The organism is Agromyces sp. NPDC058484 (assembly GCF_042720415.1).
In the GTDB taxonomy this organism is placed as follows: domain Bacteria; phylum Actinomycetota; class Actinomycetes; order Actinomycetales; family Microbacteriaceae; genus Agromyces.
In genome coordinates, this window is record NZ_JBHXMP010000004.1 from 98,146 (window position 1) to 123,758 (window position 25,613).

The following is a 25,613-nucleotide window of genomic DNA, read 5'->3' on the forward strand; positions in this document are numbered from 1 at the left end:
ACTCCGCCCTGAAGCAGAGAGGTGGCCCGTGCGCGAACCGACAGTCCCACCGCTCGCTCGTGCGGCAATCGACCGCGACGGCGACGCTCGCGGCCTCGAGCACTTCGCCGAGCGATTCGACGCCGATCCGGCCTCCCGCGTGGTCGCTCTGCACCGCGGTCGCGTCCTGCTCGCCGAGCAGGTCGAGGGGTCGTCGCCCACGCTCGACCTCCGGCATCCGTCGGAACTTCCCGTTCCGCAGCTGCGCGCCTATCTCGGTCGAACCCTCGGCGGCGACGACCTCGACGGCGGGGGCGACGGCGACGACGTCGGCGGCTGGGTGCCCGGCCTGCCGTCGGGCACGCCCGTCGAGCTGCGGGTCTTCGAGGCGGATGCCGCGGCGTCGATCGAGCCCGAAGCGGGCCGCTGGGCGGGGCTCCGTTCGGCCGTGCCCCTGCTCGACGACCGCGACGCGGGCCTCGTCACCGAAGCGATCGCGCTGGCGAACTGGCACGACGCGAACCCGTTCTGCCCCCGCTGCGGATCGGCGACCTCGATCGAGCAGGCCGGCTGGGCCCGGCGCTGCGAACGCGAGGGAAACCTGCTCTTCCCTCGCACCGACCCGGCGGTGATCGTGCTCGTGACCGACGACGACGACCGTGTCCTGCTCGGTTCGAACGCGCTCTGGGAGCAGCATCGCTTCTCGCTCCTGGCGGGGTTCGTCGAGCCGGGGGAGTCGCTCGAGGGCGCCGTCATCCGCGAGATCGGCGAGGAGACCGGCATCCGCGTCGACCGGGTCGTCTATTCCGGCTCGCAGCCCTGGCCGCTTCCGGCGAGCCTCATGCTCGGCTTCACGGCGCGAGTCGCACCGGATGCCGCAGCCGCGGCCCGCCCCGACGGCGTCGAGATCCTCGAGCTCCGCTGGTTCACGAGAGCCGAGCTCACCGAGGCGACCGCCGAGATCGCCCTCCCGGGCGAGACCTCGATCGCCAGGTGGATGCTCGAGCGCTGGTACGGCGGCCCGATCGCCGAGCGCACGCCCTGGGAAGCGCCATGACCGCAGGCGATCCGATCCTCGACGCGCTCGACGACGACCAGCGGGTCGTCGCCGAGGCGTTGATCGGACCGGTGTGCGTGCTCGCGGGCGCCGGCACCGGCAAGACGCGGGCCATCACGCACCGCATCGCCTACGGCGTGGCATCCGGAGCGTACGACCCCGCCCGGGTCATGGCCCTCACGTTCACGGCACGCGCCGCCGCGGAGCTGCGCGCGCGGCTCCGTATGCTCGGTGCCGGCGGGGTGCCGGCGCGCACGTTCCACGCTGCGGCCCTCGCCCAGCTCAACCACTTCTGGCCGCTCGTCGTCGGCGGCTCGGCGCCTCGTGTGCTCGAGTACAAGGGCCGGCTGCTCGGCGAGGCATCCGAGCGCCTGAAGCTCCGGGTCGACGTGCCCACGCTCCGCGACGTGGCATCCGAGATCGAGTGGCGAAAGGTGAGCTGCGTCGACATGACGGGCTACGAGGCGCGGCTCGCGGCTCGAGGCGCCCCCGGATCACTCGGCCCCGAGCAGCTGCTCGCGCTGATGGCCGGCTACGAGCAGTTGAAGGACGAGCGCCGCATGCTCGACTTCGAGGACGTGCTCCTCGCCACCGCGGGCATGATCGAGTCCGAGCCGTCGGTCGCGCTGCACGTGCGAGAGAGCTACCGGCACTTCGTCATCGACGAGTACCAGGATGTCTCGCCCGCGCAGCAGCAGCTCCTCGACCTCTGGCTGGGCGGCCGCCGCGACCTGTGCGTCGTCGGCGATGCGAGCCAGACCATCTACTCGTTCGCCGGCGCGACGTCCGAGTACCTGCTCGGCTTCGAGCGCAGGTTCGAGGATGCGACGCTCGTGCGCCTCGAGCGCAATTATCGGTCCACGCCGGCGGTCGTCGGCGTCGCGAACCGGCTCATGCGCGGCCGGCCCGGTGCGCTGGTGCTCGAGGCGGTCGCAGGCGCTGACGATGGCCGAACGGATGCCGCTGCGACATCCGTCATCGACACTGGCGTCGTCGACCGCAGCGTCGTCGACCGCGCCGTCGTCGACCCCACCGTGGTCGCCTACGGCGACGAGCTCGCCGAAGCCCGCGGGGTCGCGACCAGGATCCGCGATCGGATCGACCAGGGCGTCGCGCCCGAGACGATCGCCGTGCTCATGCGGGTCAACTCGCAGTCGGCGATGCTCGAGCGGGCGCTCGACGACGTCGGCGTCGGCTCTCGCGTACGCGGCGCGGTGCGGTTCTTCGACCAGCCCGAGGTGCGCGAGGCGGTGCATTCGCTGCGCGCCGCTGCGCTCACGATCGCGGGTGAGCCGTTGTTCAAGTCGGTGAGCGACGTGCTGCGCTCGATGGGCTGGACGGTGCGGGCGCCCGATGGGCCGGGCGCGCTGCGGGCGCGATGGGAGTCGCTCAACGCCATCGCGAAGCTCGTCGACGACGCGCCCGAGGGCACGACGTTCCGCGAGTTCGCCGACGAGCTCCGCGCTCGTGCCGAAGCGCAGCACGAGCCGACGGTGTCGGCCGTCGCACTCGCGACGCTGCACTCCGCGAAAGGCCTGGAATGGGACGAGGTCTTCATCGTCGGTCTTGCCGAGGGCATGCTGCCGATCGCGTACGCGAAGGGTTTCGACGCGATCGACGAGGAACGGCGCCTGCTCTACGTCGGCATCACGCGGGCACGGCGCCGGCTCTGCCTGAGCTGGGCGCGTGCGAGTGGCGCGCACCGAGGCGAACGGGAGCCGTCGCGATTCCTCCGGGAGCTCGGCAGCCGCACTCCGGATGCGGCGCGTGGCGCCGTCGCCGGGGGAGGGCGCCCGGTCGCCCGAGGGTGAGCGACGCGTCGGCGAGGTTCCGCGCGCCGCGCGCGAGCCGGTCGTCGATCACGCCGGCGGCGAGCGCGCTCGCGTCGAAGGCCGCCCTCGGCGTGCAGCTCGCCGCAGCGCGCCCCGCGAGTTGCGCCGCGATGACCGGCCAGGCGGGGTCGGCGTCGCGCCTCGCGAGATCGAGGCAGCGCAGGCACGGACCCGACCCGGGCTCGACGAGCGGCCCGACGCGGGCGCCTGTGTCGTCGAAGACGACCGAGAGGTGCGGTGCGTCACGGCGGAGGAGCGGCAGATGCCGCGCGGGGGCCACGACCCACATCGCGGCGATCACCGTCAGGTCCGCCGGCTCGCCGCCGTCGTCGTGGATGGACGCCACGTCATAGCCGAGCGCCTCGAGGTTCGCAGTGAGGTGGTGCGCGATCACGCCCTCGGCGTCGACCGCGACCCGGAGCCCGCCGTCTGATGGGGCCGTCGCGGATGCCGCAGCACCGTGCCGCGGGTCGACGTCGGGTTCGGAGCCGGGTTCGGAGCCGGGGTCGCGCTCGAACGCCGGCTCGAGGGCTGCGAGGAGCCGGCGCACCTCGCCCTCGCCGGCGCCGAGGCCGGTGCCGATCATGATCAGCGTCGAGACGCTCGCGCCGGCGCGGAGTGCCGCGATGAGCCCGGTCTCCAGCTCGCCGGCGCGTGGGAGCACGACGCGGGCGCTCGTTGCTCCGAGTTGCAGGTCGGTCGGCGTACGCCACACGAGGGGGAGCGTCGGGTCGATGCGCGGTGCCATGACCAGAGCTTGCCCGAGACCGCACGTCGCCCGCGGCATCCGTCCACAGGCGGGCACAGCCACGTCCCCGGGCGTCAGCCCCTGGGCTCCTCGCCGTCCTCACCGGGTGCGGCGGGGGTCTCGCCCCGCAGCAGCTGCTCGAGCGCCTGGTCGAACTCGTCGCCCGTCGCGGACTCGGCGGACTCGGCGCCCGTGAGGCGTGCGATGAGCCCGCTCGGGTCGTCGAGGTCGTCGGCCGTCGGCAGGATGTCGGGATGCGCCCAGAGGGCGTCGCGCGCCTCGACGCCCACGGCGTCGGTCACCGCGCGCCACATCGCCGCGGCATCGCGGAGTCGGCGCGGCCGCAACTCGAGTCCGACGAGCGTCGCGAACGCCGACTCGGCGGGACCCCCCGACGCCCGGCGGCGGCGGATGGACTCGGCGACGGCGTCGGAGCGCGGCAGGCGCCCCGTGGCATCCGCGGTGACGGCGTCGACCCATCCTTCGACGAGCGCGAGCATCGTCTCGAGCCGGCCGAGTGCGGCCTGCTGCGCCTCGCTCTTCGGCCTGATGAGGGCACCGTTCACCACCGCGTCGCGAAGCGCGTCGGTGTTCGACGGGTCGAAGCCCTCGGCGAGTTGTTCGAGCCGATCGGTGTCGATGTCGATGCCGCGTGCGAACGCGGTGATCGCCGTGATGAGATGCAGGCGAAGCCAACGGGCGTGCCGGAAGAGCCGGGCATGTGCGATCTCGCGCACCGCGAGGTAGAGCTCGACCTGGTCGCCGGGGATGTCGAGGCCGTCGCCGAACTCGGCCACGTTCTGCGGCACGAGGGCCGCCCGACCGTCGTTCTGCAGCGGGATGCCGATGTCGCCGCCCGAGACGACCTCGGTCGCGAGCTGGCCGACGACCTGCCCGAGTTGCATCGCGAAGAGGGCTCCGCCGATGCCGCGCATCATGCGGCTCGCGCCCTGGATCATCGTGCGGAGCTCCTCGGGCGCCTGCTCGCTCATGACGCGCGTGAGGGAGTCGGAGATGCTGAGGGCGACCGGCTCCGCCAGCTGCGACCACACCGGCATCGTGGCTGCGACCCACGCGCGGCGGGTGAGCAGCTCGGGGGTCTCGGGCAGGGCCGAGAAGTCGACCACCTCGTCGAGCCAGAGCGAGGCGACCTGCAGCGCCTGGTCGAGGCGGTTGCGGTCTTCCTGGCTGATCTGGCTCTGAGCGGATGCCGCGCGCTCCTCGCCCTGGCGGAGCGCGAGGCTCCAGTCGATGCCGTCGCCGCCGCGGTTCATCGCCTGCTGGAGCTGGCCGAAGAGGGCGGCGAGGCTGGCCGGGTCGTTCGGGAGCCCGGCGGCGCCCGCGAGCTGCGACGGATCGATCCCGCCGGCCCCCGACAGCAGGTCGCGGAGCATCTCTCGGAACTCCTCCTCGGGATTCCTGCCGCCCGGCTCGTCGTCGTGATCGGCCACGTGAGCCACCTCCAGTCGCGTCCCCTCAACCGTAGCCCCGGGCCATGGGCGCGTGTCTGGGAAATGGCCTAGGCTGGACCTTCCGGGTGTCCGCCCTTCGCGAACAGCGCCGGCCCAGGCGTTCGCACACGGCGACTCCGGTCGCCCGGAAGGAATCCACCGATGGCACTGTTCGCCGACGGCCCGTCGCCGAGCCCGCAGGGTCGCCACCGCCGTTCCCGCCGGGATCGCATCGGCTGGGCCGCGATCACGCTCGCCGTCGGCATCGCCGTGGTGCTCGCACTGACCCCGACGCCGTACGTCATCGAGCAGCCGGGTCCGGTCTACGACACCCTCGGCGTCGCGGGAACCGACGGCGAAGAGGTGCCGCTCATCGAGATCCCCGACGAGGAGACGTTCCCGACCGACGGCGAGCTCAACCTGCTGACGGTCACGGTCCTCGGCAAACCGGGCCGGACGCCGAACTGGCTCGAGGTGCTGGGCGCGTGGCTCGACCGCACGCGGTCCGCCGTCCCCGTCGAGTCGATCTTCCCGCCCGGCCTGAGCGATGACGATCGCGACGCGCGGAACGAGGCGGCGATGGTCGACTCGCAGCAGGACGCGATCGCTGCCGCCCTCGTCGAGCTCGGCCACGACTTCCCGCGCGACGTGACCGTCGCCGGTGTCCTCGACGATTCGCCCGCCGCAGGGGTGCTCGCCGACGGCGATGTCATCGCAGAGGTGAACGGTGAGCCGATGCACTCGGTCGACGAGTTGCGCGCAGCGGTTCGCGAGAACGGCACGGATGCCCCCGCGAACCTCCTCGTCGTGCGCGACGGCGCCGAGCAGCGCGTCGAGGTGACGCCCGTCGAGCGAGACGGGGCGACCGTGCTCGGCGTCGGCGTCCGGATGCAATACGAGTTCCCGATCGATATCGAACTGCAACTCGACAACGTCGGCGGCCCGAGCGCCGGGATGATGTTCGCGCTCGGCATCGTCGACAAGCTGACGCGCGGGGCGATGACCGGCGGGGAGATCATCGCCGGCACCGGAACGATCGACTCGGCGGGCGCGGTCGGCGCCATCGGCGGCATCCGGCAGAAACTCTGGGGTGCCGAGGACGCCGGAGCCGAATGGTTCCTCGCCCCCGCCTCCAACTGCGACGAGGTGACAGGACATGTCCCCGACGGCATGCGCGTGTTCGCCGTCTCCACACTCGACGAGGCGCGGACCATCGTCGAAGCGATCGGCGAGGGCGACGACACCGCCGGATTCGCCTCCTGCCCAGCCGCCTGAACAGCCGATTCCAAGGATCACGACCCTAGGATGGAGTCTCGATCCCACAGCGACCGAACATGAGGCCGAGAGTGTCAGCACAGCCGCAAGAACCGAGGATTCCGCGCCGCCGCGCGCCCATCGTCGTGACGATCGGGGTGGTCATCGCCCTCGTCATCGCGTTCTTCGTGTTCGTCGGACTCTACGCCGACGTGTTGTGGTACGACCAGCTCGGGTTCCTGGGCGTGCTCACCACGGAATGGATCTCCCGCGTCATCCTGTTCGTCATCGGATTCCTCGCGATGGCGGTGCCGGTCTGGGCGTCCATCCAGATCGCCTACCGCACCCGACCCGTGTACGCGAAGCTCAACTCGCAGCTCGACCGCTACCAAGAGGTGTTCGAGCCCCTGCGCCGGCTCGCGATGTACGGCATCCCGGTCGTGCTGGGCGTGTTCGCGGGTGTCTCCACGTCGACACGCTGGGATCTCACACTCACGTGGCTGAACCGCACCCCGTTCGGCACCACGGACCCGCAGTTCGGCTTCGACATCGGGTTCTTCGTCTTCGAGCTGCCCTTCTACCGCTCGATCGTCGGATTCGCGTCGGCCGTCGTCCTGCTGTCGCTCCTTCTCGTCATCGCCACGAACTACCTCTACGGGTCGATCCGGGTGAGCGGGCGCGAGGTCGTCATCTCGAAGTCCGCCCGCGTGCAGATCGCGGTCACCGCCGGCATCTACCTCCTGCTGCAGGCCGTGAGCATCTGGCTCGACCAGTACGCAGCCGTGACCGAGCAGGGCGAGCTCATCACCGGCGCGGCATACACCGACGTGAACGCGGTGATCCCCGGTCGCGGCATCATCGCGGCCATCTTCGTCGTTGTCGCGCTCCTGTTCTTCGTCACCGCGGTCATCGGGCGGTGGCGCCTGCCGCTCGTGGGCACCGCGCTCCTCGTCGTGTCGAGCCTGCTCATCGGGTCGCTCTACCCGTGGGTGATCCAGCGTTTCCAGGTCGACCCGAGCGCCCGAACCCTCGAGGCTCCCTACATCGAACGCAACATCGACCTCACGCGTGACGCCTACGGCGTCGCCGACATCGAGACCATCCCCTTCAACGCCGAAACCGACGCCGAGCCGGGCGCGCTCCGCGAGGACGCCACGACCACCGCGAACATCCGCCTGATGGACCCGCTCGTGATCAGCCCCGCGTTCCAGCAGCTCGAGCAGTTCCGCCAGTACTACCAGTTCCCCGACGCGCTCGACGTCGACCGCTACCAGATCGAGGGTGAGACGCGCGACACGGTCGTGGCCGTGCGCGACCTCGCCCTCGAAGGCCTGGGCGACGCCCAGACGTGGTTCAACTCGCACATCGTCTACACCCACGGCTACGGTCTCGTGGCCGCGGCCGGCAATCAGCGCTCGGTCGACGGCCAGCCGGTGTTCCTGCAGTCGGGCATCCCGTCGACCGGTGAGCTCGGCGATTTCCAGCCGCGGGTGTACTTCGGCGAGACCTCGCCCGAGTACTCGATCGTCGGCGCACCCGAGGGCACCGACCCGGTCGAGCTCGACTACCCCGCGGGCGGCGACAGCGCGCGGGAGACGCAGTCGACGTTCGACGGCGACGGCGGGCCGAAGCTCGACAACGTGTTCACGAAGCTCGTCTACGCGCTGAAGTTCCAGTCGGAGCAGATCTTCCTCTCCGAGGCCGTCAACGACGAGTCGCAGATCCTCTACGACCGCGAGCCCCTCGAACGCGTGCGCAAGGTCGCTCCGTACCTGACCCTCGACACCGACACGTATCCCTCCGTCGTCGACGGTCGCATCGTCTGGATCGTCGACGGCTACACCCTCACCGACCAGTACCCGTACTCGAACAAGGTGAGCATGAGCGAGGCCATCGCCGACAGCGAGGGCCTGCCGCAGACGCTTCCGTTCGACGAGGTCAACTACATCCGCAACTCGGTCAAGGCCACGGTCGACGCATACGACGGCTCGGTCACGCTGTACGCCTGGGACGAGCAGGACCCCGTCCTCCAGACGTGGCAGAAGATCTTCCCGAACACACTCGAGCCGATGAGCGAGATGTCGGGCGAACTGCTCAGCCACGTGCGCTACCCGGCCGACCTGTTCAAGATGCAGCGGGCCGTGCTCGGCCGCTACCACGTGACCGATCCGTTCTCCTTCTATTCGCGCGAAGACGCGTGGACGACACCGAACGACCCCACCGCCGGCGCGAACTCGACGCTCCTGCAACCCCCGTACTACCTGACGATGCAGATGCCCGGCCAGGACGTGCCGTCGTACTCGCTGTACTCGACGTTCATTCCCGAGGCGCGCGGCGAACAGAGCCGCAACGTGTTGCGAGGTTACCTCGCTGTGGATTCCGACGCGGGTTCCACCGATGGCGAGCGGGCCGACGGATACGGCTCCCTCAGACTGCTCACCCTCCCAGAAGACGACAACGTCCCCGGTCCCGGCCAGGTGCAGGCGCAGTTCAACGGCGATCCCAGCATCTCGGCGACCTTGAACATCCTGAAGCAGGGCCAGTCCGAGGTGATCAACGGCAACCTGCTGACCGTGCCGGTCGGCGGCGGGCTCCTCTACGTGCAGCCGGTGTACGTGAAGTCGACGGGCAACACGAGCTATCCGCTGCTGCAGAAGGTGCTCGTGGCCTTCGGCGACCAGATCGCCTTCGAGGACACCCTCGATCTCGCCCTCGACGTGCTGTTCGGCGGCGACTCGGGTGCCGAAGCCGGAGACAACGAGGTCGAGCCCGCCCCCGAGCCGACGACGCCGCCCGACGGCGGCGAGCCGACGACGCCGACGACGCCCACCACCCCGACCACCCCGAGCGACGAGGTGCAGGCGCTGCTGAACGAGGCGAAGGTCGCGCTCCAAGACAAGCAGGCGGCGCTCGCCGAGGGCGACTGGGCGGCGTACGGCGTCGCCGATGCGCAGCTGGCCGAGATCATCGCCCAGCTGATCGAGCTCACGAGCGCCGAGCAGCCGGCCGGCTGACGTGACGATCGACCTCCGGGGCGGCGACTGGCTCGACGACAACCGGTCGAACTGGGACGAGCGGGTGCCGGTGCACCTGGCGTCGGATTTCTACGACCAGGAGCCGCTCAGGCGAGGACAGGGGGTGCTCGACCCGATCGCGCGTGCGGGCATCGATCGATTGCATCCCAATGGGCTCGAGGGCATCCGGGTGTTGCACCTCCAATGCCACTTCGGGTCCGACAGCCTCTCGCTCGCCAACCTGGGTGCGAGCGTGGTGGGCCTGGACTTCTCACGGCCGGCCGTCGAGGAAGCGCGGCGCATGGCCACCGAGATCGGCGTCGCTCCACGCGCCCGCTTCATCGAAGCGAACGTCTACGACGCGCGTCACGTGCTCCCCGAGCCAGAATCCTTCGACCTCGTGTTCACGACCTGGGGCACGATCGGTTGGCTTCCGGATGTCCCGGAATGGGCGCGAATCATCGCCTGGTACCTGAAGCCCGGCGGGCGCCTCTACTTCGCCGACGGGCATCCGAGCGCGTATGTCTTCGACGGTGCCGACGGACCCGGCGGAATGCCGACGTTCCAGTACCCCTACGCGAACCCCCAACCCGACATCCTCGACGACCCGAGCGACTACGCCGACCCCGAGGTCGAGCTTCAGAACTGCCGAACGTGGGAATGGATGCATCCGCTCGATGAGGTCCTGGGTTCGCTGCGCGCGGCGGGCCTCACGGTTGACGAGTTCACCGAGCACTACCAGGTGCCCTGGCAGATCTTCCCGATCGCCGAACCGCAGGGCGAGGGCATGTTCGGCTGGCCGGCCGAGCGCTGGCTTCCGCTGTCGTACGAGGTGGTGGCGTCGGCCCCCGGCCGCAACGGGTAGGGCGCCGGCGGGGTCGGTTCGATTGGACGACGGATGCCCCGCATGCTAGTGTTATCTCTTGTGCCGCGGGGTGGAGCAGTTCGGTAGCTCGCTGGGCTCATAACCCAGAGGTCGTAGGTTCAAATCCTGCCCCCGCAACCAAGAAGTCCCGGTCAGATTCGGTTTCTCGGTACCTACCAAGGGAACGAAGAATGACTGACTCGGCGCAAATCCGGCGCAGCCCCACGCTGCGCCGGATTTCTCGTCTCACCGCCAGGTGCGCCTCGACCCTCCTCGCGAGCGCTCGGACGCGCTGGTGTAACTCACTGGTATGAGTGAGACATCGCACGCATTCCCCGGCCTGGAGCCGGTGTTGACGACCAGCGAGCTCGCCGCCCACCTCGGCGTCCCGGTGCAGACCATCCACGACCTCCGGCACGCCCACCGGGGCCCGCGCGGCTTTCGGGTCGGCCGCGAGCTGCGCTACCGGCTCTCCGAGGTACAGGCCTGGCTGGAAGGGATGGAGGCGCACGACCACGCCGCCGACCTCGCCGAAGGTGCCACCCGATGACCGGTCGCAGCCGACTGGAGATCGGGACCTACGGCGACATCAGCACCATCCGCACTGGTCGCGGCACCATTCGGGCTGAGGCGAGGTACCGGGACGGCGACGGAATGGTTCGGAAGGTGACCGCCTCGGCGGCGACCGCGAAGCAGGCCAAGCAGAGCTTGCGGCTGAAGCTTCAACGGCGCAACACGGCGACCGGGTTCGGGGTCGCCCTGTCGCCGGAGAGCACCGTCGCCGAGCTCGCCGCAGCGTGGATCGAGGATGTGCGGGTGCGCACAGATCTCGCAGCGGGCACGAAGGACTTGTATCGACGTGAGCTGACCAGTCTCGTGCTGCCGACGTTCGACACGTTCCGGCTCCGCGAGGTGACGACGGGTCGGGTTGATCAGTTCCTCAAGCGGCAGTCGCTCGTCTCGTACGCGCACGCCCGGCACAGTCGGGTGGTGCTCAACCTCATGTTCAACTATGCGCTTCGACACGACGCGCTGCATCGCAATCCCGTCGCCGGCACCGCCCGCCTCAAGCAGCCGGTCAGCAAACCGGTCGCCCTGAGTCTGGATGAGCTGCAGCTGGTTCGTCAGGCCGTCGCGTCATGGCGCAGCGGGCCGTCCGTCAGCGGTCCGCGCCCGGACGGGCAGGTGCAGGACGTCATCGAGGTGATGCTCGGCACCAGCGATCGAATCGGAGAGGCGCTCGCACTACGGAAGAGCGACGTCGACGACACGACCTCGCCGATGCAGGTCACCGTGGCGGGGACGCTCGTCGTGATCAGAGGCCGAGGCGTCTATCGGCAGGATCACCCGAAGACATCCTCGTCGCACCGCATCCTGCAGGTTCCTGATTTCACCGCGGAGGTTCTGCGCCGACGACTCGGCCTTCTCGAGGATGCTGACGGTGACCACCTGATCTTCCATACGCGGGTCGGAACGCCGCTGGCGCCGAACAACGTGCGGCGCACGCTTCGGAAGATGCTGGAGGACGCAGGCCTTGCCGACCTCAAGGTGACTCCGCACACCTTCCGTCGCACCGCCGGAACCGTCATCGCGCGTGCCAGTGACGTGGAAACCGCAGCGGACGTTCTCGGCAACAGCCCCGAGGTCGCCAAGAAGCACTACATCCAGCCCGAGGAGCCGAAGCCGATCGCATCGCCGGCGCTCTACCTGCAGGGCTTGGCGCCACGACGGGAGCTCACCGCTGCACGTCGCACATGACCGGCGACAGCGCCCACGTGACCGACTCGCCTGATGTGCCGACAGCTTCTGTTGCGGATGGCGTGCCCATGCGGGCAACCTACCTTGACCGGGCGGGGTATACGGAGCACGATGTCTCCGACCTGCAGCTGTCGTCCGCGCCGGCGATCAACCTCGCCGTTCACGGCCACATAGCCGTCGATGATGGCCTCTTGCACGTTTCCACCGGAGCCGAGGAGCCCAGCGAACTTCAGGAACTGCCCGAGGCGAGTGACCTCACCGCCGATCGGGACGTCGTCGAGCGGAGCCGGGTTCGTCATCCCCGAAAGTTGGTCGGCCAGGTGGGCCGACGAGCCGCGGAATGGCCACCGCGCGGCCGCACTGCGGACAATCCGCTTAGATTCCGCGTGATCAATCCGCCAGCCATCGGAAGGTGACCCGAGTCCCGGGCGCCAATCTCTCAAGATCGGCGAGGCGATACACGGTGGACTTCGCACCGAGGCCCTTGGCCTTGTAGAAGATGAGACGCTGGCCGTTGCGTACCTGGTGCGCCCACAGTCCGACACTGGCTCGCCTGTCGGCGCCGTCGGTGCTGATCAGCCAGCTCGATCCTTCGCCGTCGGGCACCCTCAGCCCCTTCCACGAGCCCACGTTCGGCCCGCTCTCGAGCACGAAGTCGACGGTCTCGTACGACGTCGCGCCCTCGGCAATAGTCACCTCGATGAGGTCACCATCCGGAAGCCGGTGACCGCCGATCATAGCGTTCCACGAGAATCCGATCGGGAACGTGTACTGGTCATAGAGCGGCGGTCGAACGATGCTCGGGTCAAGTGATGTCATCGACTCGGGCTGCGATGCCCACGGCTCGAGTCCCGTGCTCCCATCCCAAGGCTTCATCGTGACCGAGATTCCGGCTGAGGTCACCATCCCGGAGCCGTCAGGGTCTTCCACCAGGCTGTCGACCGTATCCCGCTCGTCGCCGTAGACCTCGTCCGGGCGAAGCCTCGAGAGCCATTGCCGGGAGTCTCCACGGGCACGCAGTTGCCAGCTGGCGAAGAGCCGATCCACATTCGAGTGAAGCAGGAAGACGAACGGATCCATGAACGAGGGATGACCGGCCCCGATCGTTCCGCCGATGTACGCGTGGGCCTCGCCGTGGTTGCCCTCGACCTGGATCCGCATCTCGGGGAATGTTTCGGCCGCGACGGTGGCATCGTCGGGATCGAGCCCCAACTGACGACCCGCGATGGAGAAGTTCTGCGGAGCACCCGCGGCGACCGCCCGAACGACGCCCGCTCCGATGAGGTTGTGGAAGGGCGGGAACAGGCCGCCGTTCGAAGACCCCATGAACTCGCTGTTGAAGAGGTTGACGAAACCCCCGCGTCCGTCGGGGCTTCTTCGAGGATCGGTCTGCCAGTCCCAATAGTGCAAGGCGATGCCCGGATCGACTTCCTGCAGGAGCCCCTCGAACCGATTGATGAGGTTGCGATGCCACGGAAGAAAGGCAGGACCCCCGTGCACGTGCGTCCTGCGGTGGATCTCGTGCTGCATTTTCCACCAGCTGGTCGATCGGTCGGCGCCGGGCCATCGCCGATCGAGCTCGATGATGGCGTCCCGAAGCCGGTCCCGCTCTTCCTGGGTGACGGTGGCCGCGTTTCTCCGCACCGGCGTAGTCGGCGGAATCTCGCCCGGATCGAGTCGAGCCGTGCAGAAGGGAAGGAGTTGCAGGTTGTTGTCGGGCGCGGCATCCGGCGAGGATCGGAGCCACTTGCCCGGGCTGCCGTACACCACCGAGATCGCCGAACGCGAGCCGTTCAATGAGTCGATGAAGTAGCGGTGCTGACGAGACTCGATGTCCACGATCACGTCTTCGGTCCTGCGAGGCGACCACGCCTCATCCGGATTGCACAGGGCGATGATGCGGCGGTGACTGTCCCTGCGTAACTGAGTCACTGGACGGTCCATGCGCAGCCCCCCACTCTTTGTCGATCCTGCCTCTGTGATGGGCCAGCGATGCAGCCGATGGACAGAAACCTGCACTCGTCCGGTCTACTCGCATTCCGCGGGAGCAATCAGTCCTCACTTCTGAGGACTACCTCGATGACCATTGAAGGATCGTCTCAAGGGCAGGTCGAGGGGCAGGTTGGCCAGTCAGCCGCGGGTGAGTTCTTCCCGTATGGCGCGGATCTCCGATGTCAGCTTCTCCATCTCCACCTTTGAGGCTGCTTCCTCCTTCTGGTTGGACTCGCCGACCTTCTCCACGATCCAGGACGCCAAGGTGGCGGTCACCACACCGATCAGCGCGATCCCGCCGATCATCACTCCGACCGCGACGAGCTTCCCCGTCGGCGTCACCGGGAAGTAGTCTCCGTAGCCGACGGTCGTGATCGTCACGAATGCCCACCAGAGCCCGTCCCCGATCGTCTGGATGGACGCGTCGTGACCGCGTTCGGCGTCGAGGACCGCGACGGCAGCTACCCACACGAGCAGCAGCGAAGCGCCAATGACGTAGAGGATCACGCGCCCACGGAATGCAGCACCGGCGGTGCGCTGGAGCACTGCGAGGAGGGTCACCAGCCGGAGCAGCCGGAGTGGGCGGAGCATGGGGAGGACGACGATCGCAAGGTCGAGCAAGTGCGTGTAGAACCACCGCCAACGCTGCTCGGCGAGCCAGAGATTCACGAAGTAGTCGACCACGAACAGCGCCCAGGTGCCCCAGATGACCGTCTCCGCGACGGCCGCTGTAGTGCCGGTGAGCTCGCCGATCACCTGCCACGAGTACGCGATGAGGAACGCCATGGCGGCGATCGCGAGCGGCCAATCGACGAGCTTCTGCCAGCGTTGCTGATCCATGCCGGCCAGCCTAGAGGCGCGCCACGCCCTCTCGGCAGAATAACGTTCTCCGGGTGTTCGCGCCTTCAGCACCCGGTGCGTAGGGCCCGCGGAACGATCCCTCAGCGAGATGGCCGCTACGAGGTGCCTCCACCGCGACCACCGTTGGGCAACGTGATTTGAGCGGTGAAGGTGGTCTCGATCGGAACCTTGCTAACCCGAACGTTCCCGCCGCCGGGCCATTGCATGGCCCGGGTGAGTGCGGCCATACTTCGCTCATGGATCGGGTAGCCGGCGTCATCCGCACGCCCGACGAGCGTCTGCGCGTGTTCGTCAGTTCGACCCTGCGCGAGTTGGCGACGGAACGTCGGGCGGCCCGAGCAGCGATCGAACGCCTCGCCCTCGCACCGGTGATGTTCGAGCTCGGCGCCCGACCCCACCCTCCTCGGTCGCTATACCGCGCCTACCTTGACCAAAGCGACATCTTCGTCGGTCTCTACTGGGAGCAATACGGCTGGATTGCGCCAGGCGAGGAGGTCTCGGGACTGGAGGACGAGTATGACCTCGCGTCGGACATACCGATGCTCATCTACATGAAACGAAGCGATCACCGGCAAGAGCGCCTCGAAGCACTGCTGGACCGCATCCGCAAGGACGACCGAGCGTCATACGTTTCCTTTGACAACGCGGACGAGCTGACCACGCTGCTCACCACGGACCTCGCGACGCTGCTCGCCGAGCGATTCGCCGCTGGCGACCGGCGACGTGCGCCTCGGGCCGACGTGTTGACGAACCCGTCATCGACTGAGATCGTCAGACCCCCGACTCCGCTCACGCGGATGATCGGCCGCGATGACGAACTGGCCGACATCGTCCAGATGCTCTCCATCGAACAGCGCCGCCTCGTGACTCTGACGGGTCCGGGAGGTATTGGCAAGAGCCGACTCGCCATCGCCGCGGCGCGCGAGGTCGAGCAGTCTTTTCCGGATGGTGTCGCGTTCGTGGATCTGGCCCCGGTGCGCGATCCCGACCTGGTTCTGACAACCATCGCCAGCGCACTCGGGATCCGCGACAGCGGCGACGTTCCGCTCTTCGCGAAGGTGAAGAGGGCCCTTGACGGTCGGCGTGTCCTTCTGGTGCTCGACAACATGGAACAGGTCGTGGGCGCAGCGGGAGAGATCAGTGCGTTGCTCAGCGGTTCGACTGCGTCGGTACTCGCGACGAGCCGCACTCTTCTGCGCATCGAGGGGGAGCGGAGCGTCGCCCTGCGGTCGCTGGCGCCGCGAGCCGCGATTGAGTTGTTCGTGGAGCGCGCCCGCGCCGTGAAACCTGACTTTGAGCTCACGGAAGACAATGCTCGGGACATCGCCGCCATCTGTGCCGCGCTGGACAATGCTCCGCTGGCGCTGGAACTCGCGGCGGCTCGCATACGAGTGCTCACCCCGGCGGAGTTGGCGCGCCGCCTGGACCGCGCGCTCACGCTCCTGGTCGACGGCGCGCGGGATCGCCCGGAACGCCAACAATCCCTTCGATCGACCATCGAATGGAGCACCCAGCTCCTCGGCGATGATGAGCGGCAACTCCTTCTGCGGCTCGGCGTGTTCCGTCGCGGGTTTGGTCTGGACGCGGTCGAGTGGATGAATGAGGGCCTCAATGGTGCGGATGCCGTCAGCGCGCTGGCCGCACTGATCGACAGTAGTCTCGTCCGCGAGCAGGACCGCGGCTCACGGGCATGGTTCACAATGCTCGGGGTCGTCCGCGAGTATGCGCGTGACGAGCTCGAAGCCCACGGCTCCCTCCTCGAGTGTCGGGACCGGCACGCGACGTTCTACGCTCGCCTGACGGTGAAGGCTGAACCCGAGCTGATCAGTCCAGAACAGTCACTGTGGATGTCTCGACTGGTCGACGAGTTGGACGAGATCCGCGCGACCATCGACTACTTCTCAGAGACCGGCCGACGGGACGCCATAGCTGAACTGGTCTGGCCCCTGTACTGGTTCTGGTGGGCTCGCGGACTCCCCAGCGAGGTGGTCGGCTGGATGACGCAGCTCCTGCGACCAGGCGTCGAACTGCAGGAGCGTACTCGGTTCCGTGCAGAGTTCTACGAGGCCGGTTTCGGAGTGTGGAAGGGCCATGACCTGAGCGGTCTACCTGCCCTTCAACGTTGCATGGAGTTCTTTCGACACGACGGCGATCCGTTTGGCGAACTTCTCTCGCTCACCGCCCTGGCCTTTTGTGAGCTCCTGAAGAGCCCACCGGAAATAGATGGGGCGCAGCGCATTCTTCGGCAGTGCGAAGAACTAGCCGATCAGCTGAAGAATCCTTTTCTTGTGGCAATGGTGTTGCAGATGCGCGGTCAGGCAACCCTCATGAGTGGCGACATCCCGGCGGCCGTACAACAGTTCGAGCGCAGCCTCGCGGCAACGAGGCAGAGCGGCGAGATAGTCAGCCAGTCAAACGCACTCAATCACCTCGGATGGGCATCGCTGCTCTCCGAGAAGCCCGAAATGTCGCTCAACTACTTCAAGCAGCAAGTGGCGATTTCCTCCGCCGTTGGTCATGAGGAAGGCGTCGCCTTCGGCCTCGAAGGCCTGTTCGCCGTGGCAGCGACGTCGGGCGATATCGATCGCGCCGGACGGCTACTCGGCGCCGCCGACGATGTCCGCGAGAGGAAAGGCGTGCTTCTGAGCATGTTCTCGTACCACGAGCCCATCCTCAACGAGGTGTTGGCTGGACCGTCCGCCACTGCTCTCGACGAGGGACGAGCAGCTGGACGGAAGGCCGGGTTGGCGGCGATCGTCGAGGAGGCGCTCGCCTGACGACCCCAAGTGACCGCGCATTGTTCCTCGTCGGCGGTCTCGAAACCTTCTCGTGCGATGAGCGCGATACCCCGATCATCGGGGAGCGTGCCGGTCACGACGGTACGGCGTCGACGGCTCTCGTGGACATCCAGTACTTCCGCGGCGACCTTCATCAACCACGCCTTCGGCATCATCGGCATGATGGAGCGCGCCGCCCTGCTCGGCGGCACCTGCTAGGCCGGCCCGGCACCAGGCGGCGGGTGGGCCGTCACCGCGGTGCTCCCTCGTTCGAGACCGAGTACAACCGACGCCGTCGCCAACGCGGTCTCGGCAAGGTCACCCCGATCGAGTTTGAGATGATCTATGGAACCCCAGAAGCGGCCTGATCGCCCAACCCCGAAGCGTCAACCAGACCCGGGGCAGACCCGTGGACTCCATACGGCTACGCCATCACGAGCTTTGCGCGGTCGGCAAAATCGCCTGCGGTTCTTGCGTTGTGTGCCGTGCATCTTCCGCCAACCAGTCGATCGACGATTGATTGCAGCGCATCAGTTTCTGCGTCGCGGCCAGGCTTCACCGCCCCATGCCCGTCGACGATGACGTAGCCGAGCTCGAACAGCTCGTCGCAGCCGAGCGCGCACGCGAGCATTGCAATCGACGCGAAGTCTTTGCGGTGTTCCTCGTCTGATACAGCACGGGGCTTGATGTGGGCGGCAACGAGGAGAGACGCAGGCAACTCGCGACTGCAGATATCGCAATTCGCCGTATCGCGGCCGTGAAGAAGATATGCCCGAAGCCGACCTTGTTCACGTCGGCGTCGCCCAATGATCGTCGCATCAGTCTCGCCGAGTTCCCACATGTCATCGACTGACGCTGGTTCTGTGGAATTCATCGTGCTGGTTTCGACAGCGACTTCGAGGCGATCGATGTAGTTCCCCGTGAGGTTGTGAACGCGGGCTGAGGGGGCTTGGCCGCCGATGCCGGTGTGGGGTCTGTGGTGATTGTAGTGGTGGATCCAGTCTTGGTAGGTCGCTGCTCGGGCTTCGTCGCTGTCGTAGACGGCGGCGTAGGCCCACTCGGCGGCGAGGGTGCGGTTGAACCGCTCGACCTTCCCGTTGGTTTGTGGCCGGTAGGCGCGGGTGCGGCGATGCTTCACACGGTCGCCGAGCGCGGTCGCGAAGACGCGTGACCCGGTAGCAGGATCCGTTGTCAGTCATCACCGCGGTGACCGTGACGCCGATGCTGGCGAAGAACGCGTTCGCGCGTTCCCAGAACCCGGCAGCGGTCTCCTTCCGCTCGTTCTCGAGGATCTCCGAATACGCGACCCGGGAGTGATCGTCGACGGCGTGGTGCAAGAACGAGTACCCGCGGCCCTTCTTCTTGTTGTTCCGGTTCCCGGTCTGCCGGCCCAGCATCCGATGCCCGCCGCCGTCCGGGATCCGGCCGAGCTTCTTGATGTCCACGTGCACCAACTCACCGGGGACGGCGACCTCGTACCGGATCGGCTTCGGTTTGCGCACCGGCAGCCCCGTCGACCGGTCGACATGTGTGAGCGGCGGCATCCGGTATCGGGCCAGCACCCGCCCGACCGTTGACCGCGGGACGCCCAGGTGGTAGCCGATGCGGTGGGGTCCCCACTGCCGGTTGAACCGCAACGCGACGATCCGCCGCTCCGTTCGGCGCGGTAGCCGTGTGGACGAGGTGTGCGGGCGTGAGCTGCGGTCCGTCAACGGCAGCCCGGCCCGGTAGCGGTGGGCCCACCGCGACGCCGTCGCCGGCGAGCACTGGAACCGTTCAGCGGCCCGACGGACAGCCCATCCGTCGTCGACGATGAGAACGGCAAGACGGCGACGCCCTACCGGCGTCAAAGGAGCGTTAGCGTGAGTCACGAAGACCTCCGTGTTCAGGATGGTGAGTGTGGTAACCCACATCCTGCACGGAGGTCCTCGCTACCTCAGCCGTTCACAACCTCCCGGGGAAGAACCTTCAGCAACTCGCTCCGGGTGACGGAGCAGGTCGGGAGTAGCCGCCAGTCGTTGAACGAGCGACTCCACCGGGATGTCGAACTGTTCTGCCTCGCGCAATGCCTGTATGGTCCTTGCCCGAAGGTCCCCGGACATTGACGTCACTCGTTATGCACGGACGCGGTGCTTCGAACCCGCCTCATAGTTGCGGTCGGTGAGGTAACTGTGGAGGTAGTCGTCCGCGAGCAACCGGGGGATCTGGTGGCGGTGTTGTGGTGAAGCTTCGAACCGGAGCGCCTTCTTCCCGTTCACGGTGGTGATCGGAATGTCGTAATCGGGATATGACTCAACGAAGGCAACGAGCTTCTTCGTCGTCAGGTTGTTCGCATAGTCCGGGTCGGACTGCAGCAGGCGCGCAACGTACGCCATCTTTGCGCGCATGCTCGGGTCGTCCATCACCGCCTGCTCCAACGCCTCGAACCCGTCGATCCGGATCTTGGCCGTCACAGCCGTCAGTGTGTCCCGGGCAAGCTGGCGCGCCTTATCGGGGGCGTGAAGCTTCGTCTGAATGAGGGTGACTGTCGTGAAATACACGAACTCTCCACACGTGAACACGTCAAAGCGGGGCTCGTAGAAGAGCACGTCACCCTCGATCGGTCGATAGACCCCATCCCGGGGGATAAGCGTTATGCCGCGGGACCGGCGCGTCGCGATCCCAGGCCCTTTGAGCCGGTAGGCAACGATTCTTTTCGCTCCCGTGCCCACCGCGTGCGCCATCGCGACGACGGCGTGCCCACCAGCGTCGTTTGGCGCATCACCGCGTCGTATTGCGGCGTCTACGGCCGAAAGCTCTGGAATGTCCTCCAGCTTCTCGACGAGGACCTGGGAACTGCTCGTCTGATACGAGGGGTCGTAATCGAGGAACTGCCTACCGGTCAGTGCTTCCGCGAACCGTCGGACGTCGTCGACGACCCCCACGGCCATATCGTCGACCAGGTCGAACCGCGTCAAATCCGCATCGGCCAGTGCATCTCCGCGGATCACAAAGTTGTCCAGCCCGGTCGGATCTGCGCCAAGCGCGGTGATGAGCGCTTGTCGCGCCGGTTCATCGGTCAAGGTCGTCCCTTCAACTGGATGGCAACATCGTCACCAAGGTATCGACACTCAACCACTCCCTGCTGCGGAAGGTATCGAGACCTCGACAGCACCATAGTGACCGCGCCGCTCGCCGCCGTCACTTGATAGAGCCGAAAGCCAACGACGGCAAGGGTCGGATTCAGGTGATACAGCCCGGCCCGAACGTAGATGACCACGAGGAGCAGAATGAGCAAGACTGTCGCCGCCAGCGATGCGACGTCATCACCGAACAGCGCGACCACGACCGGGACGATGTAGCTCGAAGCGAACGTTAGAGCCCTTTCGTCCTCACGTCTGACCTCGACCGACTCCACGGGGCGCGGCTGGATCCGAGCGAGGCTGCGAAACACGAGCCACAGGAGAACCAACGACAGGAGGCAACCGGCAAGGATCGCCCAACTGACCCACCCCAAAGTGGGCAGCTTCAAGACTGCGATCAGAGCGAGCAACGGCGCGAACGCCGAGGCAAGTAGCCCTGCACCCACGATCGCCCTCATGCCTCGACTGTAGAGGCAGGCACAGACATCCAAGCGAACAGGGCTCATCGAAGACAGCAGGCGTACCGGCGTCCGGCGCCACACCATCGCTCCAGCCCCCCCGTAGCCTGAATTGACGCACCGGAAAGCGGCGCCTCCGAAAGGAGGTCTGCATAAGCCGAGCTGGCGGCCAGGCCTCCCGGCGGCGCTCGACGCCTTGAAGAATGCGATGTGCTCGCGGGCTCACCGGCGGTGTTGTCCGCGCCGGAGCAGGCGTCCCGTGATCCGATGCCCCGGCGGGCAGAAACCGATGTTCTGGAACCCGGTCCCCGGCGAGCGAGCACATCGTTTGGGATCGTGAACACGGTTCATCGACCCGAAGGACTCCCGCCCGCAGATCCGTAATCAGCGACCCGAAACGCGCACTTCAATCAGCAGCGCTGGGTTGGTCGAACGCGGCGCGGCGGCATGGCTGAACCTGCTCGTCGTGATGTTCATCTGGAACGCGCTGAAGTTCCTCGTCACTGGGCCCGTGACAGCCATTCGGCTGCCTCCCGTGCGAGCCCGTGAGGCTCGTGCGCGACGACTCTCGGTGCTGAGTAAACCGCATGAAGGACATCCCCTACTGTATGGAGCCTGCTTTCGCGCGGCCGCGGACGAGGATGTCGCACGGCTACGGGGCGCGATCGGGCGTGTGATCACGAATTCGACGGCGAATCGGTCTGAACTCCTCACCCTGGCGATCGACCATGGCACCGGCAGACCGAGTACCGATCATGAGCGGTCTGATCGAGGATGAAGCTGCGCCCGGGGCCAGTTCGGCGGATCCAGCGGGAGCCCAGAACAATGGCTTGCGCGAAGAAGCGCGAGCGCAACCGACATCGTTCCTGGCTCACCCATGGGAACAATGACCAGACGGGCACCCGCGAGATGCATCGCCAGCGCCGGTACTGTAGGGCTGTGTACGAGTCATGGGCATCCAGCGCGGCCACGCGCAAGACCATGCAAGGCAACCGCAGCCGCGACAGCAAGGCCGAGATCGCTGTGCGCCGACTCGTCCACGCCCGGGGACTCCGGTATCGAGTCGACGCCCGCCCAGAGGCCGACCTGCGCCGCACCGCCGACCTCCTTTTCACCCGCGTGCGCGTCGCCGTGTTCATCGACGGCTGCTTTTGGCACGGCTGCCCCGAGCACTTCAGCATGCCGGCCACGAACCTCGACTACTGGAGCACCAAGATCGGACGCAACCAGGCGCGCGACCTGGAGACGACCTCCCGGCTTGAGGCGAGAGGCTGGCTCGTGCTGCGGTTCTGGGAGCACGAGACACCGTCAACCGTCGCGGAACGGATCGCCCGGATCGTGCAGGAGAGGCGCGCTGCCGTCAGCGCCTGAGCGCCGGGAGGCCACCGGTCCAGTCGTCGGTGATGGTCTGGATCGGGGCGAGCCGGTCGGGGAAGTCCTTGTGTCGGACCATGTCCGCAGTGCGGCCAAAGCGGAACTTCCATCGCCCGGTCGGTGAGAACAGGCACGCCGCCACCACATCGAAACCGTCGGCTGCGTAGAAGCGCGAAGCCGGGTCACCCTTGGACGCGCGGGTCTTCTGCACCTCCACCTTGAACGCACCGCCGGCTGACGTCTTGGGGCTGGCGTTCTTGCACTCGACCCGCAAGAACGTCCCGTCGTCGAGGGTGACATCGAAGTCGTGCATCGCGTCCACATCGAGCCGCTCCACCGATGCGATGCCAGGCGCGCCCGTGAGCTCCTGCTCCAAGTGGTACTCGGCCACTCCTCCGCGCACGGCGACAGAGAGCCTGTTACGGCCCCCGATGATGTCCAGGATCTGCTCGCTGGTCAGAGCGAACTGCTCCTCGAGCACATGCCGACGCTGCGGCTCGTCGGGGAGGACGCGATCGGCCATCGCAGTCGCGGCGGCGAAGCGCAGCGGGGGGTCCAGACGCAGCGACGTCGCGCGACGCTCCAGCCTGGCGTAGTCGATGAGCCGGTCAGGGGCGAACGCGACGACGGTCTCAAAGTTCGTGGGAGAGCGGGCCTCTGACCGCTTCGTCCCCCCACGGTTGACTTTCTCCCAGACATGCCAGCCGCTACGTCTGGCCTGCTCGATCTCCGCGTCCTTCGCGTAGAAGGAGATCCCCATCGGCAGTGGGTCCCACAGATTCGCGTCGAGTCCGAGGATCACTCCATCAGAGATGTCGATGCCGAGAATCATCGTGACGTCGACGCCAGCGACGTCACGGCCTACCGGATGCTCCCGCTCCCAGCTTTCCTCGGAGCCGTAACGGAGTTGACCGCGAACCTCGTCGTCCGGCCTGCCCTTGGTCTTCACCTTCTTGACTCGGAATGGGTAGATGAGCATCCCGATCCGCTCGTCCGAGTCCAGCTGAACTCCGAGATAGACGGGTGCGCGACCGGGGTCGCTAGCGTAGAGGACACGACCACCAGAGGCCTCGACGGCATGCAAGATGAAGTCGTGCAGATCCGACCGGCCCTGCACCCGGTAGACCTCGCTGAAGGCCCGACCGGCAAGCGACTCGTCCTCCACAGGCCTCCTATCGTCGTCGCATGTCACAGACCGCTCGCTTGCCGCTGGGCATGTCGGGGGTCTGCGACAGACTCGTCTCGACGATACTGGTTGAACACGCCCAGCCCCGGACGACCGGCGGCGCGCGTCCCAAGGATTGAGGTGGCATATGGGTGAGCAGCTCCCGGTGGTGAGCCTCTTCTCCGGAGCAGGAGGGCTCGACCTCGCCGTCGAGCGGGCCGACGCGGAGCCCTTGGCAGCGGGCGATCCTGGCAGCGGCCTGCTGCGAGTGTCGGTCGCGACCGACTACAACGACCCTGCGCTTCAGACCCTCAAGGCCAACTTCCACGGCACGAGGACGCTCACCGGCGACATCCGCGGGGTCCCGACCGATGAGATCCTCGCCGTAGCTGGCCTGCGGTCCAATGAACCGGTGCTCGTGGTCGGCGGCCCGCCGTGCACGCCGTTCAGCAAGTCGGGGTTCTGGCTGGAGCAGAAGCGTGAGAGCCGTGACCCGAACGCGTCTCTGCTGGACGAGTATGTGCGCGTGGTGCGCGACTCTCGTCCCGAGGGGTTCATCCTGGAGAACGTGCAGGGCCTGACCTACAAAACTCATAAGGCGCAGTTCGAGCGACTCCTCAAGGCCCTCGGCGAGCTGGGCTACAACCCGCAGTGGAAGGTCCTCCTCGCCGCCGACTACGGCGTCCCGCAGCTTCGCCGCCGCGTGTTCGTCGTCGGACGCCGTGACGGGGAGAAGTTCGAGTTCCCCGAGCCGACCCACTCCGGCTGGAGCGAGCACACCCGTTCGTTCGATACGAGCAAGATCGCCTACGTCACCGCCGCGCAGGCGTTCGAGGGACTGCCCAGGCTCGTCCGGGCATCCGCCGACGAGATCGTTGACGGCAACTACGGCCAGCTCGCCGCGGAGATCCCGCCCGGCCAGAACTACCTTTGGCACACCGACCGCTACGGCGGACGCAACCACTTCGAGTGGCGCAGCCGTTACTGGACATTCCTACTCCGACTCGACCCAAACCGGCCCTCCACCACGCTCCAGGCTCAGCCCGGCCCGTGGGTCGGCCCATTCCACTGGGAGAACGTGCGCACTGCCTCTGGCGAGGAGCGCGCGCGTCGACTGCGCGTTAACGAAATGCTCCGGCTGATGTCCTTCCCGGACGACTTCAAGATCAACGGCACTCGCGCCGATGTGCAACGCCAGCTCGGCAATGCCGTCCCACTTGAACTCGGCAAGGCCGTCGTCCGGGCGCTCATAAGCCAGCTGGGCTATCTCGAGCCCAGTGGAGCATCGCAAGCGATCGCGTTCGGCTGACCCGAACACAGACGCTGATGCCCCCACGAGCTGCCCTCGTCACCCGCTAGCATCCTTGGTCGGTCCGACGCTAAGGATCGAGGACTCTCGCAACGGATGGCCCGCATTCGCCAGCAATGAGGCCGACGGCGATCTCATCCCGGCAGCGATTTACGAAGGCGAGGTCCACGAGTCCCACCGTGGCAATCCCACCGAGCGGCACTTCTAGAATCCGGCCTCTCCTTCCGACCACCTGGAAGTGCCGACGCGGATTTGATCACCCGGCGAAAACTCGGCGCGATCCGGTCTCGATTTGGGTCGAGGGTGGTCGAGCAGACTCGAACCGTGACGTAAACTGGTTGGACCATCGCAAATAGCCCGATCGAGAAAACACGATCTGACTAGGGATAATTCGAGGGATGATTGCCGAAAGGGAGTCGATGCCGCGGGGTGGAGCAGTTCGGTAGCTCGCTGGGCTCATAACCCAGAGGTCGTAGGTTCAAATCCTGCCCCCGCAACCGAATCGGGATGCCCGGTCTCTTCAGAGGCCGGGCGTTTCGTGTTTACCGCCTGCGTTACGTCAAGGATTCGCGATGCGGCGAGCACGAGGGACGATAC

17 protein-coding genes, 2 tRNA genes and 2 pseudogenes are annotated in these 25,613 nt (G+C 67.1%); 13 read left to right on the forward strand and 8 right to left on the reverse strand.

Going from position 1 to position 25,613, the window contains the following annotated elements; all coding sequences use genetic code 11:
• Positions 1-28 precede the first annotated feature (28 nt).
• Positions 29-1,036: an NAD(+) diphosphatase gene (nudC, locus tag ACFWN7_RS04995; protein ID WP_376937629.1), complete on the forward strand. Its 1,008-nt coding sequence runs from the start codon at positions 29-31 to the stop codon at positions 1,034-1,036.
• Positions 1,033-2,847, forward strand: coding sequence for an ATP-dependent helicase (locus ACFWN7_RS05000; protein ID WP_376937630.1), 1,815 nt, complete (start codon positions 1,033-1,035; stop codon positions 2,845-2,847). The genes nudC and ACFWN7_RS05000 overlap by 4 nt, the downstream gene beginning before the upstream one ends.
• An 843-nt stretch (positions 2,848-3,690) precedes the next feature.
• Here ACFWN7_RS05000 and ACFWN7_RS05005 read toward each other — a convergent pair.
• Complete coding sequence (locus ACFWN7_RS05005) at positions 3,691-5,067, reverse strand: zinc-dependent metalloprotease (RefSeq protein WP_376937631.1); 1,377 nt, start codon at positions 5,065-5,067, stop codon at positions 3,691-3,693.
• Between the two features lie 162 nt (positions 5,068-5,229).
• Here ACFWN7_RS05005 and ACFWN7_RS05010 point away from each other — a divergent pair, with 162 nt between their 5' ends.
• The 6 genes from ACFWN7_RS05010 to ACFWN7_RS05035 all read left to right on the forward strand — a co-directional run bounded on the left by ACFWN7_RS05010 (position 5,230) and on the right by ACFWN7_RS05035 (position 11,958).
• Positions 5,230-6,342, forward strand: coding sequence for a PDZ domain-containing protein (locus ACFWN7_RS05010; protein WP_376937632.1), 1,113 nt, complete (start codon positions 5,230-5,232; stop codon positions 6,340-6,342).
• Positions 6,343-6,413: 71 nt separating this feature from the next.
• Complete coding sequence (locus ACFWN7_RS05015) at positions 6,414-9,335, forward strand: UPF0182 family protein (protein ID WP_376937633.1); 2,922 nt, start codon at positions 6,414-6,416, stop codon at positions 9,333-9,335.
• 1 nt (position 9,336) lies between these two features.
• On the forward strand, positions 9,337-10,200 hold the full coding sequence (locus tag ACFWN7_RS05020) for a class I SAM-dependent methyltransferase (RefSeq protein ID WP_376937634.1): 864 nt from the start codon (positions 9,337-9,339) through the stop codon (positions 10,198-10,200).
• A gap of 64 nt (positions 10,201-10,264) precedes the next feature.
• Positions 10,265-10,341, forward strand: a tRNA-Met gene (locus ACFWN7_RS05025).
• A gap of 169 nt (positions 10,342-10,510) precedes the next feature.
• Positions 10,511-10,750 carry a helix-turn-helix transcriptional regulator gene (locus ACFWN7_RS05030; protein WP_376937635.1) on the forward strand — a complete coding sequence of 80 codons (240 nt, stop codon included), beginning with the start codon at positions 10,511-10,513 and terminating at the stop codon, positions 10,748-10,750.
• Complete coding sequence (locus tag ACFWN7_RS05035; protein ID WP_376937636.1) at positions 10,747-11,958, forward strand: tyrosine-type recombinase/integrase; 1,212 nt, start codon at positions 10,747-10,749, stop codon at positions 11,956-11,958. The genes ACFWN7_RS05030 and ACFWN7_RS05035 overlap by 4 nt, the downstream gene beginning before the upstream one ends.
• Positions 11,959-12,038: 80 nt before the next feature.
• On the opposite strand, the pseudogene ACFWN7_RS05040 reads toward ACFWN7_RS05035, so the two are convergent.
• The 3 genes and pseudogenes from ACFWN7_RS05040 to ACFWN7_RS05050 form a co-directional block, all read right to left on the reverse strand.
• Positions 12,039-12,257: pseudogene (locus tag ACFWN7_RS05040) on the reverse strand (RNA-binding S4 domain-containing protein); the annotation flags it as partial.
• Positions 12,258-12,348: 91 nt separating this feature from the next.
• A complete protein-coding gene (locus tag ACFWN7_RS05045; protein WP_376937637.1) occupies positions 12,349-13,797 on the reverse strand; it encodes a tyrosinase family protein in 1,449 nt (482 codons plus the stop codon).
• 291 nt (positions 13,798-14,088) lie between these two features.
• Positions 14,089-14,790: a potassium channel family protein gene (locus tag ACFWN7_RS05050; protein WP_376937638.1), complete on the reverse strand. Its 702-nt coding sequence runs from the start codon at positions 14,788-14,790 to the stop codon at positions 14,089-14,091.
• A gap of 257 nt (positions 14,791-15,047) precedes the next feature.
• Here ACFWN7_RS05050 and ACFWN7_RS05055 point away from each other — a divergent pair, with 257 nt between their 5' ends.
• On the forward strand, positions 15,048-17,588 hold the full coding sequence (locus tag ACFWN7_RS05055; RefSeq protein WP_376937639.1) for a DUF4062 domain-containing protein: 2,541 nt from the start codon (positions 15,048-15,050) through the stop codon (positions 17,586-17,588).
• A gap of 87 nt (positions 17,589-17,675) precedes the next feature.
• The gene (locus tag ACFWN7_RS05060) at positions 17,676-17,807 is read left to right on the forward strand and encodes a hypothetical protein (protein WP_376937640.1); all 132 of its coding nucleotides are present in this window, start codon (positions 17,676-17,678) and stop codon (positions 17,805-17,807) included.
• 691 nt (positions 17,808-18,498) lie between these two features.
• On the opposite strand, the pseudogene ACFWN7_RS05065 reads toward ACFWN7_RS05060, so the two are convergent.
• The 3 genes and pseudogenes from ACFWN7_RS05065 to ACFWN7_RS05075 all read right to left on the reverse strand — a co-directional run.
• Positions 18,499-19,459, reverse strand: a pseudogene (locus ACFWN7_RS05065) (IS481 family transposase); the annotation flags it as partial.
• 243 nt (positions 19,460-19,702) lie between these two features.
• Complete coding sequence (locus ACFWN7_RS05070; protein ID WP_376937641.1) at positions 19,703-20,650, reverse strand: Kiwa anti-phage protein KwaB-like domain-containing protein; 948 nt, start codon at positions 20,648-20,650, stop codon at positions 19,703-19,705.
• On the reverse strand, positions 20,647-21,168 hold the full coding sequence (locus ACFWN7_RS05075) for a hypothetical protein (protein WP_376937642.1): 522 nt from the start codon (positions 21,166-21,168) through the stop codon (positions 20,647-20,649). The genes ACFWN7_RS05070 and ACFWN7_RS05075 overlap by 4 nt, the downstream gene beginning before the upstream one ends.
• 939 nt (positions 21,169-22,107) lie before the next feature.
• On the opposite strand from ACFWN7_RS05075, the gene ACFWN7_RS05080 reads away from it, so the two are divergent.
• On the forward strand, positions 22,108-22,539 hold the full coding sequence (locus ACFWN7_RS05080) for a very short patch repair endonuclease (RefSeq protein ID WP_376937643.1): 432 nt from the start codon (positions 22,108-22,110) through the stop codon (positions 22,537-22,539).
• Here ACFWN7_RS05080 and ACFWN7_RS05085 read toward each other — a convergent pair.
• Positions 22,529-23,707 (reverse strand): hypothetical protein, encoded by a 1,179-nt coding sequence (locus ACFWN7_RS05085; protein ID WP_376937644.1) that lies wholly within the window; start codon positions 23,705-23,707, stop codon positions 22,529-22,531. The two genes, ACFWN7_RS05080 and ACFWN7_RS05085, sit on opposite strands and share 11 nt — an antisense overlap.
• Before the next feature lie 148 nt (positions 23,708-23,855).
• Between ACFWN7_RS05085 and ACFWN7_RS05090 the strand changes: the two genes are divergently transcribed.
• Positions 23,856-25,016, forward strand: coding sequence for a DNA cytosine methyltransferase (locus tag ACFWN7_RS05090; protein WP_376937645.1), 1,161 nt, complete (start codon positions 23,856-23,858; stop codon positions 25,014-25,016).
• 423 nt (positions 25,017-25,439) lie between these two features.
• Positions 25,440-25,513 (forward strand) — tRNA-Met (locus ACFWN7_RS05095).
• Positions 25,514-25,613 lie beyond the last annotated feature (100 nt).

Bases quoted from the DNA above. Each gene is read 5' to 3' on its own strand.
- ACFWN7_RS05000 (WP_376937630.1), top strand. From the start codon at position 1,033: ATGACCGCAGGCGATCCGATCCTCGACGCGCTCGACGACGACCAGCGG.
- ACFWN7_RS05010 (WP_376937632.1), top strand. From the start codon at position 5,230: ATGGCACTGTTCGCCGACGGCCCGTCGCCGAGCCCGCAGGGTCGCCAC.
- ACFWN7_RS05030 (WP_376937635.1), top strand. From the start codon at position 10,511: ATGAGTGAGACATCGCACGCATTCCCCGGCCTGGAGCCGGTGTTGACG.
- ACFWN7_RS05035 (WP_376937636.1), top strand. From the start codon at position 10,747: ATGACCGGTCGCAGCCGACTGGAGATCGGGACCTACGGCGACATCAGC.
- ACFWN7_RS05050 (WP_376937638.1), bottom strand. From the start codon at position 14,790: ATGGATCAGCAACGCTGGCAGAAGCTCGTCGATTGGCCGCTCGCGATC.
- ACFWN7_RS05055 (WP_376937639.1), top strand. From the start codon at position 15,048: ATGGATCGGGTAGCCGGCGTCATCCGCACGCCCGACGAGCGTCTGCGC.
- ACFWN7_RS05075 (WP_376937642.1), bottom strand. From the start codon at position 21,168: ATGAGGGCGATCGTGGGTGCAGGGCTACTTGCCTCGGCGTTCGCGCCG.
- ACFWN7_RS05090 (WP_376937645.1), top strand. From the start codon at position 23,856: ATGGGTGAGCAGCTCCCGGTGGTGAGCCTCTTCTCCGGAGCAGGAGGG.